A 15,090-nucleotide genomic window follows, 5' to 3' on the forward strand; every position below is an offset into this window, starting at 1 on the left:
TCTGTTTTAATAGTAGGTAATAATTTTATAAAAAGGAGATGCTTTCGGCATGCAAAAGATTGAAATAATTGAGCTTCACCATATTGAGCAAGATTTGGAGAGGCTTACTGAATTATTGATTATGGTCGTAGATGAAGGAGCATCCGTAGGTTTTTTACCTCCACTCACACAAGAACAAGCGATAAAATATTGGCAATCTGTCTTAGCGTCAGATGTCTTACTGTTCATTGCGAAAATAAATAATGAAATTGCAGGTAGTATTCAATTGCATTTAACTAGCAAACCAAATGGCATTCATCGTGCTGAAATTTGCAAGTTAATGACACATCCCAACTTTAGACGCAACGGTATTGGACGAGCGCTGATGCAACAAGCAGAGGAACGAGCAAAACAAGAAAACCGCTCCTTGCTAGTTTTAGATACGAGAGAAGGGGATCCTTCTAATAAATTATATAAATCATTAGATTATCAAGAAGTGGGGAAAATTCCGCAATATACTATTTCACCAGATGGAGAATTAGAAGCAACCGTAATTTACTATAAATTCATTTAATCATGGTATCGAATACAAAAAATAACTGAAAACGTATAGAAAGGGAGCTCTTAAAAAATGAAGCCTAACTGATGGAATCAGTTGGCTTCATTTTTCTATATATACCACGGCAACAAATCCTCCATTTTCTTACCTGGCTTACTTGTTTTATCTGTTACGATCCATGTGCCGTCTTTCTTTTGCAGTTGATAGCTTACATTTGTACCATCCGCCCTTTTAAAGAGCATATAGCCGATTTTACCCTTGATAAAGGTGACAGGGTCTATGACATTTTTGTAGGGAATTTTTCGCTCAGGAAATAAAATATGGGTCACTATTTCCTCGGCAATCATAGCAAGGGATTTCATATCATTATTAATGATATTGCAATTGATCGTATCGGTAGGAAGTATATGATGCTAAGTCCAGCTTAAAACTCTGCTTTATATCTAACAGTGTTGCCCTATAGAATGCGTTTATTGCCTTTTCTACATCATCTGCCTCATGTATATAGCGAAGTGTGCTGACACCAGTTGGACTGACTTCAAACGTAATGATTTCCTTACTGTAGGGTGGGGAATGTGCATGCTCAAAGGTCGTAACTTCCACGCTAACTTTAAAGCTAAACTGACTTTCTTTGACAATTTTTAAAATTTTCACATCATACAAGCCGTACTGCTTAGGATAGCCGTAGTAATGATCAATTTCCTTTTCAATAAATGGATTAAGGATTGTAATGAATGTGTCCCTGATTAGTTGATCATCAGCTAGTTCACTTTGCGCATAAATCTTACATGGCACAATGAACATAGTGAAGATAGCCATTAAAACATAAGCAAATTTTTTCATGGAATAGTGACCTTTCTGCAGGATGATACTTTATAGAGTGCACCAATCACAGCAAATTATCGAGCATTTTTAAAGAAAGGGAATTGAACAATGGAAAAAATAATAATGCCCTTTTTATGTATGCTTTTGTTATTTCCAACAGCTACTTCGGGGTCAGAACCTGAAGGCTTAAAATGTCCAAATCCAGATGTATTGATGGAAACAACGGAGAAAGACAAAAATGAGCTTAGTCAAGCATTAGCTGACATCATTCCAAAAGTATATGGCTCAAGCCCTGATTATCAGGAGTGGCAAATTGAGGTGATAAAGCCCATGCCCATATTAACTGGCATGGAGGAGAATTACTATAAAATGGCGGTGAACTTCTGTGGAGAAAATGTGGCTAATCACTCCTGGTTTGTTCGATTAAGGTTTCCAAGATTACTGCCAGCGCAAAGTGCATCACTAGGTGAGCTATATATCGTGAAAGAGACAACTACTAAATGGGTCCATTGGTTTCAATATCATTAAAAAGGAAGAATCCATAAAATGGATTCTTCTCTTTACGACATCGCTACCGTTTTCGTTGCTATAGTTTGTTGAAATGCCTGATCATGCTCAACAATTACCATTGTGAGGTGGGAGCTTTTTATGAGCTCTTCAATCTGCATGCGTGAATAGATATCAATAAAATTGAGTGGTTCATCCCAAATATATAAATGAGCCTTCTCACACAAGCTTTTAGCAATCAGCAGCTTTTTCTTTTGCCCACCAGAATAATGAGAGATATCCTTCTCAAATTGAATACGCTCAAAATCCATCTTGCGCAGGATTGATTTAAATAACGTCTCATCAATACCATGCTCTTCAATAAATTCCGATAGCAATCCCTTTAAATGGGATGTATCCTGCTGAACATAGGAAATGACTAGACCTGAAGCTAACTTTATCGAGCCTGTATGTTGGATGGGTTTACCTAGAATAAGTTTTAACATACTACTTTTTCCGCTTCCATTTTTGCCATCTAAAACAACTCGATCCCCTTGTGCCACTTTGAAGCTAATAGGCTTATTCACGATATGGTCATCGTACCGAATCGATACATCCGTGACAACAACCATTTCTTTTGATGGATATGCCAATGGCTCTACTTTCAATGACTCAGTTTTTTCCACATTTTTTAGCAGCTTTGATTTTTCCTCAATAGCTCTTTGTTGTCTGGATTCCAAATTCTTTGCTCGTTTCATCATTTTAGCTGCTTTATGCCCGACAAAGCCTTTGTCCAGCTTTGAACCTGAATTGGTTGTGCCATTTTTGGAGGCTTCCACTTGATTAGACCAACCTGACGAACGCTTTGAGGATTGTTTTAATCGGTCGATATCTTTTTGCAGTCGTTGATTGGTTACTTCTTCGTGTTCCTGCTGACGATCAAAATTTAACTTCCAAGAAGAATAATTTCCACTTTGAACGTCAATATTGGCTCTATTAATCGATAGGATATGGTCAACACAGCCATCTAAAAAGCTTCTGTCATGTGAAATTAAAATAAATCCTTTTTTCCTGCGAAGATAATCGGAAACCGTCTTTCGTGCATCCGTGTCTAGGTGATTGGTTGGTTCATCAATTAATAAAAATTGACCCTCTGTCAAAAACAACGCAGCAAGCAGCACCTTTGTTTGCTCGCCATTGGATAATGTTTTAAAAGGACGATACATGACCTCCGCATCTACATGTAGGTAAGCTATTTCACGTAGACATTCCCAATCCTCTGCCTGAGGACAAATTTCCTCAAATATTTCGTGGGTATATTTATTTGGATCAGAAACTGGATAGGGGAAATAAGTGAAGTCTACAGAAGAGATGATTTTTCCGCTATACTCATAATTTCCTAATAACAACTGAAAGAATGTTGTTTTACCTCGGCCGTTTCTACCGATAAATCCAAGTTTCCAATCCGTGTCGATTTGAAAGTTGACATTCTTAAAAATATTGTCAAAGCTACTTGGATAAGAAAAGTTTAAGTTTTGTACTTGTATCATGGACATGATAATTCCTCCTTTGTATTACAACAGTTTACTTTTCATACAAAGTCGGTCTATCCATCTATGGTTGATTTCTCCGTATAAGCAGATGGATATTAACGACTTATACGGAGTGTTACATGCGTCACAATAGTTTCTGAATCGCTCATATTTTTCCTCTCCTTTATGGGTAAATGAAAGGTGCAAAATCAACTATGAAAGCAAGAAAAAATCCCTCCACTTGTGCATTGGAAGGATTAGTCTTTCACTAAATAAATACGATTTGCCATTTGTGTCATGACAAATAAAATGCAAACTGATTGTTAAAAATGGATAAACTAACCCTATATTTTGTGTTTGAAATCATTCAATTCAAATAAAAATATAGTTTAGTTCTTCATTGTCCATTCATCAGTCCTCTCATAATTGTCTTTTTATAGTAACAAATTTTTTTACAGAATACAATGTAACCTTATTTTCAATTCTAAACTGTCATGATCTAACTGATGTCGCTAGCTACCAGTAGAAATAGAAAACACATACATAGAGTAAAGTTGACTGTGCTATGATTGCTTACGACAAGCAATACAGCAATGATTAATTAATATTTTTAATTCAATAATTAATTTTATTTATTTTATAATTAAAAAAATCAATTTTTATTATTTACATATTTAATTTCTTTGTTATATAATCAACTTAACTTAAAGGAAGGAGTTCACTATGGCTTATCAAGTAATCACAAATTGCCCTGTCTGCAGTAAAACATTAAAAATTACGAAGTTACAGTGTTCTCATTGTCACACGACCATTGAAAATGAATTTGAATTGTCGAAGCTAGCATCCTTATCACAGGATCAGCTTCATTTTGTGGAAGTGTTTTTAACCTGCAGAGGAAACATTAAAGAGGTTGAAAAGGAACTGGGTGTTTCGTATCCAACAGTTCGAGGCAAGCTAAACGACATTATTTCATCCCTTGGCTATGCTCAAAAGAAGAAAAATGAAGTAGACGAGAAAAAAATTGTAAGCATGCTGGAAAATGGCGAAATCACAACGGATGAAGCCATAAAGCTCTTAAAAGACGAATAGGGAGGAACGGACCATGAAAGAGGAAATCACAAAAGTGTTAACCATGATTCAAGAGGGAAAAATTGATGCGGATAAAGGATCAGAGCTGATTCAAGTGCTACAACAGAAAGAAGACTCTGAGAACAAATTTGTGGAAAAAACAAAGTATTTAGAAAAAACATTAAAGGTTCGTGTTGTATCCACCGAAAATGATAATGTTACGGTAAACTTGCCGATTAAACTTGTCAAAGCCGTATTGATGGCAGGACACAGCATCGCTGCGAGTATTCCACAATCAGAAAAATACGTAAAAGATATCGACATCAATCTTCTACTTGAAGCAATCGAAAATGAATTAGACGGACAAATTGTAGATATAAAATCAGCAAACGGGGATTCCGTTGCAGTCTTCATTGAGTAGAGGCAACGAATGATGCATGTAAAAGTGAAAGCAAAAGATGTTCGCTTTACAGTCCCAGTTCCCTATATTGTGCTAACCATTGTCCTCTCCATATTAACTTCCAAATGGATTCAGCTACAAGCCAATAAGTGGACAAAGGCATACTTCGATCGAAAGAACATAGACTTTACCTTTCCGATCATCGATAAAGAAATGCTAAAGCCGATTATCAAGGAACTACAAAATTATAAGGGAGTCGTGCTAGTCGATGTCAAAGCTCAGGACGGGACTGAGGTTAAGATTAGACTATAATCTCAATGATAGAATGGTAAGAGCATGTTATGATAAAAGCATGCTCTTTATTAATTTAATGAGCATCATTTGAAATGGGTAAGAGATGATCATTATTTCAGGATTTATGATAGAAGCTACTATTTTTCAATGGTACATAAAATAGAACATTTCTTTCAGAATTCTAGATACATTTTGATAGATAAACATGTACATCGTCTAAAATAGATTTTTGATTTGGGTATAAGCGATTAGTGGTAATCTATTTGGAACTACATAATTAAAAATACTGAATAATCCAAAAATAAAGAAGTTTAGAATCTTGATTTACTTTTCATTTGAAGGATGGTACACTTAAAACTATTGAACAACAACTATATATTGTGTTCGTTTTACAAAGGTACTACTACATGTAGTTTAAAAGGGAAGTTCGGTACAATTCCGACGCTGTCCCCGCAACTGTGTAGCTGACGATGATTGCAACCACTGTGCATTTGCATGGGAAGGGAATCAGAGAATGAAGCAAAGCCAGGAGACCTGCCTTTATAAAACAAATTTATCATTTCTTCGGGGATTAAGAGATGGGAACGTCAGTATTTTTGGTATGTTAACGTTTCCATTTAGCCTATCTCTCTAGAGGAGATAGGCTTTTTTATTTTATGAAAAGAGGGATTTCTATGAAACTTTATACGAAAACAATTTGTCCAAAATGCCTATGGGTAAAATCTGAGCTACAACGTGCAGGACTTGAAGCTGAAATTGTTAACATCGATCACGATGAACAAGCAAAGCAAACGATTATTGACGCAGGTTTTTTAAGTGTGCCTGTTTTAGAGATGAATGAAACTTTTATAGGAGATGTTCAGGAAATTGTTTCTCAAATTGAGTTGATTGCCCTATGATTGTTTACGCGAGTCGTACAGGTAATGTCCGAAATGTTGTATCCAAATTAAAGGCAGAATGTATCGAGCTCTCGGAGGAATTGCGATTGAACAAGCCCTATCTTTTAATTACCTACACAGATGGTTTAGGTGACATTCCAGCAAAGGTACAACGTTTCTTAGAAAAAAACAGGGATTTTTGTAAAGGAGTAGTTGCCAGTGGCAATAGTAATTTCGGCCATCATGTATTTGGCGCTGCTGGTGAGAAAATCGCCGCTACCTATCATGTACCCTTAGTAAGGAAATTAGATTTACGAGGTAATCAAACGGATTACGAAGCAATACAAACGTTTTATGAAACGAGGGTAATGAGATGAAAACCTATTTAAAGCTTAATAATGACGTACTGAATCGTTATAGTACAACTGGATTACTTGAGTTAGAAAAGGACCGCGAAGCTACGCGCCGCTACTTTTTAGAGTATGTTAACGTACGTTTGCGTTATTTTATAGATATTGAGGAAAAAATTCGCTATTTAGTTGATGAGGGCTACTATGAGAAAGCATTTATCGATATGTACGAGATGGAATTTATTAAGAAGCTGTACAAGAAAGCCTATGATTATAATTTCCGCTTCCCATCCTTTATGAGCGCAAGCAAATTTTATGATAGCTATGCTATGAAAAGTCGTGACGGGGAAGAGATCTTAGAAAAGTATGAGGATCGTATTGTCATTATTGCTTTGTATTTGGCTCAAGGAAACACGGCTCTAGCAGAACGCTCTGTCGAAGCAATGATGGAAGCCTACCAGCCAGCAACACCAACTGCTTTAAATAGTGGTAAGAAAGCACGTGGTGAATTAGTTAGCTGCTTTAAATTATCAATGGATGACTCCATGAACAGTATTGCTGAAAATATTGGCTATTGTTTAGAGCTATCACGCCTTGGTGGTGGAGTAGGGGTCAACTTAACAGATTTACGCCCTTTAGGTGATCCAATTAAAGAGATATTAAATCGTGCAAGTGGTGTCATCCCAGTAGCAAAACTGTTAGAAAATTCTTTCAGTTATTCGAATCAGCTAGGGCAACGAAATGGCTCAGGCGTTGTTTATCTAAATATTTTCCATGCAGACATAGAAAATTTCATATCATCAAAAAAACCAAATGCTGACGATAAAATTCGCCTCGCAACTCTTTCAACAGGGATTATTATACCTAGTATTTTCTTCGAACTGATGAAACGTGATAAGGATATCGTCTTGTTTAGCCCATACGATATTTTTAAAGAATACGGTAAACGTATGTCTGAGATTTCCATTTCAGACATGTACTACGAGCTACTTGATAACCCAAAAATTCGTAAAATTAAACGTTTAAATGCACGGAAGCTTTACACAGAGGTGAAAAAAGCACAATTTGAATCAGGCTATCCGTTTGAAATCTTTGATGATAATGTCAATAAGGTACATCCTTTAAAAAATATTGGACGTGTCAAAATGTCCAATCTATGTACAGAAATTCTGCAAGTGCAAGAGACAAGTATCATTACGGATCAGGATCAACCAAATGACTATGGATTAGATGTATCGTGTAACTTAGGTTCCATCGATATCCATGCAGCAAGTAAAGTGAAGGATTTCGGCGCATTAGTCGATACAGCGATGCACCTACTAACAAATGTATCGCAAATGACGCATATTAAAAATGTACCGTCTGTTGCAAAAGCCAATCAATTAATGCATTCTGTAGGGCTTGGCTGTATGAACCTCCATGGGCATCTGGTGACGGAGGGCATCCTGTACGGCTCAAGAGAGTCGATTGATTTCATGGATCACTTTATGGAAGCGATGAACTATTATTCACTGAAATCTTCGATGGAAATGGCAAAAGAAAAAGCTGCAACCTTCTATCGATTCGAGGACAGTGATTATGCATCTGGTAGCTATTTTGACCAATATATCAATAAAGCTGAAGAAGAATTGTCACCTGTTGTATTGAAGGCGCTTGGCAATATTCCAATCATCACAAACAAGATGTGGGAAACGTTAAAGCAAGATGTGATGCAATACGGGCTATTCCATTCCTATCGTTTGGCTATTGCCCCAACTGGTAGTATTTCATATATTCGTAGCTGTACGGCTTCAATCGCTCCATGTACAGAGCGCGTAGAGGTTCGTGATTATGCCGATAGTAGAACCATTTATCCAATGCCTCATTTAACAAATGACAATAGTCATTTATATGTGGAGGCGTATGATGTGAATCCGTATGATTTAATTGATTTATATGCAGCTTCTCAAAAGCACGTTGACCAAGGTATTTCCATGACGCTTTATGTAACAGACAATTGGACAACCGAACAATTGGCTAAAGTATACATTTATGCGTGGATAAAGGGCATTAAGTCCGTTTACTATGTTCGTCAACGATTACAAAGCTTAGAGGAGTGTGTAGCATGTCAAATATAATTTATGAGGCAGTCAATTGGAATAAAGCAACAAGTGAACTTGCCCAAATATTTTGGGACCAGCAATGGAAGCAAATTTGGTTTCCAGAAGAAATTGCGGTCAGTAAAGATATTAAACAATGGAAAAGCTTTGAGCATCAGGACACATATAAAAAAGTATTTGCAGGATTAACCTTACTGGATACTGTACAAACAAATATCGGAATGAATCGTGTTGCCGCTTATACAGATGATTTACAGGAGAAGGCTGTGCTAACCGTTTTTGATGCATTCGAGGCGATACATGCCAAGTCCTATTCTTATATTTTCACAACGCTTTGTACAAACGAAGAAATCGATGAGCTATTTGAATGGGTCAAGAAAAATGAATTTCTACAGTATAAGGCCAATAAAATCGCAGATATTTATAATAGTATTGAAGAAGGCAATCCAGAGAGCCTATGGAAAGCGATGTTCTCATCCGTTATGCTTGAATCTTTCCTGTTTTATTCTGGCTTTTTCTATCCACTATACTTAGGGGGACAAGGCTTCCTACGAAACAGTGCCGAGATTATTTCACTGATCTTGCGTGATGAGTCTATCCATGGGGTAGCAGTTGGATTTTTTGCTCAAAATCTATTCAAGCAATTTTCAAAGGAAAAGCAAGAAGAGCTACATTTGTGGGGCTATGAGCTATTATTAGATTTATATCAAAATGAAATGAAGTATACAGATGATATTTATGCGGAAACAGGATTATCACCTGAAGTGCGAGCCTATGTACGTTATAATGCTAATAAAGCATTAATGAATGTCGGCTTTGAAGCCATGTTCCCAGAAGAAGAAGTCAATCCAATTGTGATGAATGGTATTCGTAATGAAGGCTCCACATATGATTTCTTTTCACAAAAGGGTGCTACCTATGCCAAGGCAAAAGTTGCGCCGATCACAGATGACACATTCAATTTTAATCGTTAAGGATGAAGAACAATGAATCTAGAAGTAAAAATTAAAAAAGTTCACGCTGATGCCATGCTACCGATACAAGCCAACCCTGGTGATGCAGGCATGGATCTCTATTCCATAGAAGCAGTAGAAATCCCAGCAGGCGTAGCCAAACTCATTAAGACAGGTATACAGATTGAATTACCTAAGGGAACGGAAGCCCAAATTCGACCAAGAAGTGGACTAGCATTAAAGCATAGTGTAACCGTACTGAATAGCCCAGGCACTATAGATGAAGGCTATAGAGGCGAAATCGGTGTTATTTTAATCAACCATGGTCAAGAACCATTTACCGTAGAAAAATCAATGCGCATTGCTCAAATGGTTATACAATTTGTTCCTTCTATTCAATTAGTGGAAGTAGATGAATTATCTCAAACAGAGCGCGGAACTTCTGGATTTGGCGCAAGTGGTACGAAATAGCGTGTGTATATAAACCTCATAAAGTTTACTTAAAAATCCTGCGAAGATGCAGGATTTTTTTGTTACCGTTGCTAATAACAGAAGGAAATAATAGGGTTCATATGGAATGAAGTAATGATAGCGAAGTAAAGGAGCTAATAATCATGAAAAAAATATGTTCAGGTATTTTCCTTATGTTGATTGTCCTTCTTACATCTATCACAACTGCTGCAGCAGCTAGTAGTCAACTAAAAGTGGACGGTATGACAGTACAAACGGATGTGAAGCCCGAAATAAAAAACAATCGAACAATGGTACCTTTACGCGTGATTAGTGAAAATTTAGGGGCTAAAGTTCATTGGTCGGATGGCCAAGTGATACTGACCCAAAGTGAGATGAAAGTCAGTTTAAAGTTGAACAGTAGTAAAGCCACAGTAAATGGAAAAACGGTATTATTGGATGCAAAGCCATACTTAAAGAATGGACGCACCATTGTACCATTACGTTTTCTAGCAGAAACCTTTGGCTGTAAAGTTCAATACGATCATTTAACGATCTCAATCGATACAGAGCCATTGATGATGAAGGGTGTGGAAGTGAAAGCATTCCTTCATGAATACCACATGACAATGGGGGGAGTAGTCGAGCAAATCAATGGCAATGCCTATATGGAAGAAATGCACCGTATATTTACTAAAAATATGGGCAAGAAGATAAAACAGCCTAACGACTACACATGGTCTGTCCATCGCACCGTAATTGGGGGCTATTATAAAATGGGCCAATATGATTTCCTGAACAAGGAAGGTAGTAGCATAGCACGTTATGATCTCTATTCGTTGGTGCAATCTTCAGATAAACCTTTGACTGGACAGCCAGACGTGTTGATTTATGACGCAGCTGTTGACCAATGGTATGAGTTTAACAAAACTGCCAGTGACGCTATTTATTCGTTATTGGAAACTGCCACGAGAAATGGCTTTGTGACAGTTATTAGTAATACAGTTCCTTGATTATGAATCCATTAAAAACGCAGTAGAAGAGCACATCTATGAATAAGATGTGCTCTTCTTTATTTTAGTGAGGATAAAAAATGCTAATCATTTTTATTTAGAAAAGTACTAGGCATTACTACAAGGACAACTGTTCCACGAGCACAAAGCGTATCCTGCGCGTAAACTTCAGTTTCTACTTTCCATTTCTTCGGATGAATTTCTTCAACAGTGCCAATTGCCTTTAAGGGAACATCTTGGGGTGTTGGCTTTAGGAAATCTACATGAAGGTTAGCCGTTACAAATCGAGGTGGCTCCGCTCCATCATCAATTTCATGTCCATTTTTACGATGCAAGGCAAGCGCTGCCGACCCTGTTCCATGGCAATCAATTAATGAAGCAATTAAACCACCATAGATAAATCCTGGAATACCCATATATTTTGATTCAGGTGTATAGATTGTAATCGTCTTATCACCATGCCACCCCGTGCGAAGATGATGACCATCATCATTCAAACGGCCACACCCATAACACCAAGCGATATCATCTGGATAAATATCTTGAATTGCTTTTTCTACTTTTAATTCTTCCATTCTTCTCTCCCCAATACTCTAGTATTATATGTTTCTCATCGAACGTTAATCATTTAAGTATAATTAATCATTGCCATTCCATCAATAAAAATCTAAATATTCCATCTATTTAAACTAAGTAAAAAAGCACTACCATAAAGTTGGACAAGTTTTATAAATGACAGATGGGGAGGGCTGGTATCAGGAAGAAGGAAAAGCTGCATAGCTTGTAAAACGCTGGCATGGTGCAACAAAAGAAAGATGGTATACTAAGATCGTTACATTTTTCTTTTACCGTGCTGAAGAAGGAATTAAAGGAGTCAAAAGGGATGTCATTAGAAAAGATAATCGATTGTATTTGCAAGGAAGCAACCAATAAAGACAGAAAAAAATTAGAAAAATTATTAGAACAATTGTACAATTATGAAAGTGCTAAAATACTTGATATTTACCCTTATCAGATACAAAGTAATGAAAAATATAGTCAAGTTGAAGTATTCTTCGATAAATTAGAGATGGTCGATTTCCAACAAAAAACGCAGGATTATCATACGTATCAAAAAAGTCTAGAAAAATTCGAGAGATTTTTTGAATTGATGTGGTTAAAATCATCTGAATTTTATGCATTTTATTATTTACCAGATCCTTTAGATAAGGATCAAATGTATTATAAAGTCTACAAGAATGAATGGAATAAAATTATACCTAAAGATCGTACAGAAGGCATTTTATTAAACATTGATGAATACACAATGTTAATTTCACTAATAAAATTAGCTGTTTCGGACCATCTCCCTTTACATTTTATTTTACCTGAGGAGAATATTGTATTTAGTGGGAATGGCTTAGCCTTTTTAATTTACAACCAACATAATCTTGAGTTATTAGAAAAGGTTGCTAATACGGAGGGGCTCTATATCCGTTGAAAAAGTGAGAGAACATTCCCAGCAACATGAAGCTAGATAATATGAAACATACCCTAAAAAAATAGCAACAATCTATGTTTCTTACAGATCGTTGCTACTATTATTTAAAATCATTTATTTTGCTCTCGATAATTAATGGCCTCTTTAAATTCATCGGTAGCTAGGATATTGTAGAACATATTTCTACTGTTTACGTTTGCTATTGTCCCCGTGACTGTATTGTCTATCCATAGGTAGTATTCATCATCGTTTAGTTTGATCTTATACTGCGGAGCAATTTCGTTATCGACCTCACCGAATTCTCTAGCTTTTTTAAATGTTTTTTCTATAATTTGAATATCTTTCGCATCGGAGATTTGTTGTAAAGTATCGGGCTGCACTTCATCGAAATTAATTAATTCTTGAATTTCTATCACCTTTGCTGTTTCTTTCTGATCGTTACAAGCAACTAACGCTAAGGAACAAATCATGAACAACAAAATTGTTTTTATTTTCACCTTGTCTTCACCTCTTTTTGTTCAATCTAGTATATTCCCTTATGAACATTTCTTCAAACTGCAAAACCCTCGAAGTATTTACATATTCTAACAGTCTAAAAAAGGTTTAACCATAGCATAAAAACTTATCTGAGAGCTTTCCCCTTGAATGGAATTTATAGTATGCTGATTAAAAGGGAGGAGAGGGATTTTATGGTTAAACAATTGATTGTTGGGGATACAACACAGGAATTGGCTTCTACTCGTCGCATGCTGGAACGCTTGCCCGACGAGTATATGACATGGAGACCACATGAGAAATCAATGACACTAGGAGGTCTGGCCACGCACCTAATCAATCTGCTAAACTGGCAAATGGCTATTTTAAAGTACTTAGACTTTGATCTTTCCACCGTTCCGTTGCGACGAGAGGCATTAGAAAAGCGAGCTGACATTCTGGATGAGTTCGATACAAACGTAAGAAAACTGGAAATGATGCTTACTGAATGTGATGAGAAAACGCTCGGAGAGGAATGGACACTACGTCATGGTGACCATATTATTCGCCAAGAGCCTCGAGCAATTGCGTTCCGCACCTTCGGATTAAGCCACATGGTCCATCATCGGGCGCAACTTGGGGTATACTTGCGACTTCTCGATATTCCAGTACCAGGCATCTACGGCCCCTCTGCAGACGAAGAAGCCTAGTAAACTACTTCCATGAATCACTATTTAGAAAGGTATGAGGTGTTTGATTGACTAAGATAATGAAGAAAACAGAACGATTAATTATTCGATTAATGGAAGAGGGAGATTACTCTTCTTGGCTTACGCAATATGAAAATCGTTTACCTTCCCAGCATAAATACGATGAAGGTAAATTAGATATGAGCATCTGTACGAAAGAATGGTTTCGTGATTTAGTTACTAAGCATCATCAGATGGCTGAGGATGATAAGGTGTATGTATTTGGCGTATTTAGAAAAACAGATAATACGCATATTGGGTTTGTAGACTTTTCCACAATTATGAGGGAAGAATTTCAATGGGCTAGGTTCGGGTATACCATTCATAACCATTTTTGGAGAAAAGGTTATGGTAAAGAGGCTGTAAAGGCAGCGATTGATCTAGCATTTGAAAAATTAAATTATCATCGAATAGAAGCTCATATAAACCTCGACAATACGGCATCTATAAAATTAGCAGAAAATGTTGGGATGCTTTATGAATGCACGAGGAAAGGATTCATATACGAGGACAACAAGTGGACTGATCAGCTGGTTTATTTTATAAATGCAGAAGACATTTAAAAGGGAGGAGCTGTATGTACGACATGGAGAACTCTTTAGAAGTGCAAAAGAAAGAGGATATAAAAATTTCAATAGTCATACCAGCCCATAATGAAGAAAAATACATTGGAAAATGCTTAGAATCTATTTTAAAGGCTTCCAAATCCTTTGAAAATCAAGTAGAGATTATTGTTGTTTTAAATCGCTGTACAGATCGAACAGAGGAAATTGCCAAATCGTATAATTGTATCCTACTAAAAAATAGCGATAAGAACCTTTCGAAGATTAGGAACGCTGGCGTTGATATAGCAAGAGGGGAAATCATCGTCACAATTGATGCCGATACACAGATGAACGAACATGTGTTATCGAAGGCAGTGGAGAACTTAAGCACAGGTAAGTACATTGGCGGGGGCGTTACAGGAAAGTTTGAAAGAATGTCCTTAGGAATTTTTGTTTCAGCTTTGTTATTAATCGGACCACTATTTTTAAAATATGGTGCAATTTCTGTAGGCATCTTTTGGTGCTACAAAAAAGATTTTCAAGCAATTAATGGATTTAATGAAAATATGCTCATGGCAGAAGATGCCGATTTTGCTAAACGATTAAAAGATTGGGGAAAAAAGAACGGAAAAAAATACGGAACAATTCAAAATGGAATGATCACTTCAAGCAGAAAATTTGATAAGCATGGAGACTGGGTTTTACTTAAACGTCCTAAAATGATCCTAGCATACCTTAAAGGTACAGATCAGAAACATGCGAATGAAGCATATTATGAAAATGAAGATCGATAAAAAGAAACCGTAACGTTAATCTTACAATGATTAACGTTTTTTTGTTATGATGCAATCATTCTAGCTATATTAAAGAAAAGAATTGAATAATTTTTTATAATAAATTATTCTTTATTACATCAATATTGATGATTCATTTTAGCGAAAGGATGGGGATTGATA

20 protein-coding genes and 1 riboswitch are annotated in these 15,090 nt (G+C 36.4%); of the genes, 15 read left to right on the top strand and 5 right to left on the bottom strand.

The window, feature by feature from the left end; all coding sequences use genetic code 11:
• The first annotated feature begins 49 nt into the window (after positions 1-49).
• Positions 50-553, top strand: coding sequence for a GNAT family N-acetyltransferase (locus tag LCP48_RS12050; RefSeq protein WP_004229940.1), 504 nt, complete (start codon positions 50-52; stop codon positions 551-553).
• A 95-nt stretch (positions 554-648) separates the two neighbouring features.
• On the opposite strand, the gene LCP48_RS12055 is transcribed toward LCP48_RS12050, so the two are convergent.
• Both LCP48_RS12055 and LCP48_RS12060 read right to left on the bottom strand, forming a co-directional pair.
• Positions 649-867 (bottom strand): hypothetical protein, encoded by a 219-nt coding sequence (locus LCP48_RS12055; protein ID WP_225340222.1) that lies wholly within the window; start codon positions 865-867, stop codon positions 649-651.
• A gap of 40 nt (positions 868-907) precedes the next feature.
• Positions 908-1,381: a DUF3888 domain-containing protein gene (locus LCP48_RS12060; RefSeq protein WP_225340223.1), complete on the bottom strand. Its 474-nt coding sequence runs from the start codon at positions 1,379-1,381 to the stop codon at positions 908-910.
• A gap of 90 nt (positions 1,382-1,471) precedes the next feature.
• Here LCP48_RS12060 and LCP48_RS12065 point away from each other — a divergent pair, with 90 nt between their 5' ends.
• Complete coding sequence (locus tag LCP48_RS12065; RefSeq protein ID WP_036219159.1) at positions 1,472-1,891, top strand: hypothetical protein; 420 nt, start codon at positions 1,472-1,474, stop codon at positions 1,889-1,891.
• Positions 1,892-1,923: 32 nt separating this feature from the next.
• Here LCP48_RS12065 and LCP48_RS12070 read toward each other — a convergent pair whose 3' ends face one another.
• Positions 1,924-3,405 carry an Lsa family ABC-F type ribosomal protection protein gene (locus LCP48_RS12070; RefSeq protein ID WP_225340224.1) on the bottom strand — a complete coding sequence of 494 codons (1,482 nt, stop codon included), beginning with the start codon at positions 3,403-3,405 and terminating at the stop codon, positions 1,924-1,926.
• 699 nt (positions 3,406-4,104) lie between these two features.
• On the opposite strand from LCP48_RS12070, the gene LCP48_RS12075 reads away from it, so the two are divergent.
• From LCP48_RS12075 to LCP48_RS12115, 9 genes are all read left to right on the top strand, one after another.
• Positions 4,105-4,470 carry a DUF2089 domain-containing protein gene (locus tag LCP48_RS12075; RefSeq protein ID WP_004229931.1) on the top strand — a complete coding sequence of 122 codons (366 nt, stop codon included), beginning with the start codon at positions 4,105-4,107 and terminating at the stop codon, positions 4,468-4,470.
• 13 nt (positions 4,471-4,483) lie between these two features.
• Complete coding sequence (locus tag LCP48_RS12080; protein WP_202342201.1) at positions 4,484-4,870, top strand: SHOCT-like domain-containing protein; 387 nt, start codon at positions 4,484-4,486, stop codon at positions 4,868-4,870.
• 9 nt (positions 4,871-4,879) lie between these two features.
• Positions 4,880-5,161, top strand: coding sequence for a hypothetical protein (locus LCP48_RS12085; protein ID WP_216485892.1), 282 nt, complete (start codon positions 4,880-4,882; stop codon positions 5,159-5,161).
• Positions 5,162-5,521: 360 nt separating this feature from the next.
• Positions 5,522-5,699, top strand: a riboswitch (cobalamin riboswitch).
• Between the two features lie 118 nt (positions 5,700-5,817).
• On the top strand, positions 5,818-6,042 hold the full coding sequence (locus LCP48_RS12090) for a glutaredoxin family protein (RefSeq protein ID WP_004229925.1): 225 nt from the start codon (positions 5,818-5,820) through the stop codon (positions 6,040-6,042).
• Positions 6,039-6,398, top strand: a complete 360-nt coding sequence (nrdI, locus tag LCP48_RS12095) for a class Ib ribonucleoside-diphosphate reductase assembly flavoprotein NrdI (protein ID WP_048392755.1) — start codon at positions 6,039-6,041, stop codon at positions 6,396-6,398. The genes LCP48_RS12090 and nrdI overlap by 4 nt, the downstream gene beginning before the upstream one ends.
• Positions 6,395-8,488 (top strand): class 1b ribonucleoside-diphosphate reductase subunit alpha, encoded by a 2,094-nt coding sequence (gene nrdE / locus LCP48_RS12100; RefSeq protein WP_202342204.1) that lies wholly within the window; start codon positions 6,395-6,397, stop codon positions 8,486-8,488. Before nrdI ends, nrdE begins: the two co-directional genes overlap by 4 nt.
• Positions 8,476-9,444 (top strand): class 1b ribonucleoside-diphosphate reductase subunit beta, encoded by a 969-nt coding sequence (gene nrdF / locus LCP48_RS12105; protein WP_004229921.1) that lies wholly within the window; start codon positions 8,476-8,478, stop codon positions 9,442-9,444. Before nrdE ends, nrdF begins: the two co-directional genes overlap by 13 nt.
• A gap of 12 nt (positions 9,445-9,456) precedes the next feature.
• On the top strand, positions 9,457-9,894 hold the full coding sequence (gene dut / locus LCP48_RS12110; RefSeq protein ID WP_004229918.1) for a dUTP diphosphatase: 438 nt from the start codon (positions 9,457-9,459) through the stop codon (positions 9,892-9,894).
• Positions 9,895-10,037: 143 nt separating this feature from the next.
• On the top strand, positions 10,038-10,886 hold the full coding sequence (locus LCP48_RS12115) for a stalk domain-containing protein (protein WP_225340225.1): 849 nt from the start codon (positions 10,038-10,040) through the stop codon (positions 10,884-10,886).
• 83 nt (positions 10,887-10,969) lie between these two features.
• On the opposite strand, the gene LCP48_RS12120 is transcribed toward LCP48_RS12115, so the two are convergent.
• Positions 10,970-11,461 carry a PaaI family thioesterase gene (locus LCP48_RS12120; RefSeq protein WP_009371368.1) on the bottom strand — a complete coding sequence of 164 codons (492 nt, stop codon included), beginning with the start codon at positions 11,459-11,461 and terminating at the stop codon, positions 10,970-10,972.
• A 308-nt stretch (positions 11,462-11,769) separates the two neighbouring features.
• On the opposite strand from LCP48_RS12120, the gene LCP48_RS12125 reads away from it, so the two are divergent.
• A complete protein-coding gene (locus tag LCP48_RS12125) occupies positions 11,770-12,366 on the top strand; it encodes a hypothetical protein (protein WP_225340226.1) in 597 nt (198 codons plus the stop codon).
• 110 nt (positions 12,367-12,476) lie between these two features.
• On the opposite strand, the gene LCP48_RS12130 is transcribed toward LCP48_RS12125, so the two are convergent.
• Positions 12,477-12,863: a hypothetical protein gene (locus LCP48_RS12130; protein WP_004229908.1), complete on the bottom strand. Its 387-nt coding sequence runs from the start codon at positions 12,861-12,863 to the stop codon at positions 12,477-12,479.
• 192 nt (positions 12,864-13,055) lie between these two features.
• Between LCP48_RS12130 and LCP48_RS12135 the strand changes: the two genes are divergently transcribed.
• From LCP48_RS12135 to LCP48_RS12145, 3 genes are read left to right on the top strand one after another with little or no spacing between them, the layout of a single operon-like run.
• Positions 13,056-13,550, top strand: coding sequence for a DinB family protein (locus tag LCP48_RS12135; protein WP_004229906.1), 495 nt, complete (start codon positions 13,056-13,058; stop codon positions 13,548-13,550).
• A 47-nt stretch (positions 13,551-13,597) separates the two neighbouring features.
• Positions 13,598-14,152 (top strand): GNAT family N-acetyltransferase, encoded by a 555-nt coding sequence (locus tag LCP48_RS12140; protein WP_004229904.1) that lies wholly within the window; start codon positions 13,598-13,600, stop codon positions 14,150-14,152.
• A 14-nt stretch (positions 14,153-14,166) separates the two neighbouring features.
• A complete protein-coding gene (locus tag LCP48_RS12145; protein ID WP_004229896.1) occupies positions 14,167-14,928 on the top strand; it encodes a glycosyltransferase in 762 nt (253 codons plus the stop codon).
• Positions 14,929-15,090 lie beyond the last annotated feature (162 nt).

This window comes from Lysinibacillus capsici (genome assembly GCF_020217405.1).
Taxonomy (GTDB): domain Bacteria; phylum Bacillota; class Bacilli; order Bacillales_A; family Planococcaceae; genus Lysinibacillus; species Lysinibacillus capsici.

Bases quoted from the DNA above. Each gene is read 5' to 3' on its own strand.
- nrdE (WP_202342204.1), top strand. From the start codon at position 6,395: ATGAAAACCTATTTAAAGCTTAATAATGACGTACTGAATCGTTATAGT.
- LCP48_RS12120 (WP_009371368.1), bottom strand. From the start codon at position 11,461: ATGGAAGAATTAAAAGTAGAAAAAGCAATTCAAGATATTTATCCAGAT.
- dut (WP_004229918.1), top strand. From the start codon at position 9,457: ATGAATCTAGAAGTAAAAATTAAAAAAGTTCACGCTGATGCCATGCTA.
- LCP48_RS12070 (WP_225340224.1), bottom strand. From the start codon at position 3,405: ATGTCCATGATACAAGTACAAAACTTAAACTTTTCTTATCCAAGTAGC.
- LCP48_RS12060 (WP_225340223.1), bottom strand. From the start codon at position 1,381: ATGAAAAAATTTGCTTATGTTTTAATGGCTATCTTCACTATGTTCATT.
- nrdI (WP_048392755.1), top strand. From the start codon at position 6,039: ATGATTGTTTACGCGAGTCGTACAGGTAATGTCCGAAATGTTGTATCC.
- LCP48_RS12145 (WP_004229896.1), top strand. From the start codon at position 14,167: ATGTACGACATGGAGAACTCTTTAGAAGTGCAAAAGAAAGAGGATATA.
- LCP48_RS12090 (WP_004229925.1), top strand. From the start codon at position 5,818: ATGAAACTTTATACGAAAACAATTTGTCCAAAATGCCTATGGGTAAAA.
- LCP48_RS12065 (WP_036219159.1), top strand. From the start codon at position 1,472: ATGGAAAAAATAATAATGCCCTTTTTATGTATGCTTTTGTTATTTCCA.
- nrdF (WP_004229921.1), top strand. From the start codon at position 8,476: ATGTCAAATATAATTTATGAGGCAGTCAATTGGAATAAAGCAACAAGT.
- LCP48_RS12125 (WP_225340226.1), top strand. From the start codon at position 11,770: ATGTCATTAGAAAAGATAATCGATTGTATTTGCAAGGAAGCAACCAAT.
- LCP48_RS12085 (WP_216485892.1), top strand. From the start codon at position 4,880: ATGATGCATGTAAAAGTGAAAGCAAAAGATGTTCGCTTTACAGTCCCA.
- LCP48_RS12080 (WP_202342201.1), top strand. From the start codon at position 4,484: ATGAAAGAGGAAATCACAAAAGTGTTAACCATGATTCAAGAGGGAAAA.
- LCP48_RS12135 (WP_004229906.1), top strand. From the start codon at position 13,056: ATGGTTAAACAATTGATTGTTGGGGATACAACACAGGAATTGGCTTCT.
- LCP48_RS12075 (WP_004229931.1), top strand. From the start codon at position 4,105: ATGGCTTATCAAGTAATCACAAATTGCCCTGTCTGCAGTAAAACATTA.
- LCP48_RS12115 (WP_225340225.1), top strand. From the start codon at position 10,038: ATGAAAAAAATATGTTCAGGTATTTTCCTTATGTTGATTGTCCTTCTT.
- LCP48_RS12050 (WP_004229940.1), top strand. From the start codon at position 50: ATGCAAAAGATTGAAATAATTGAGCTTCACCATATTGAGCAAGATTTG.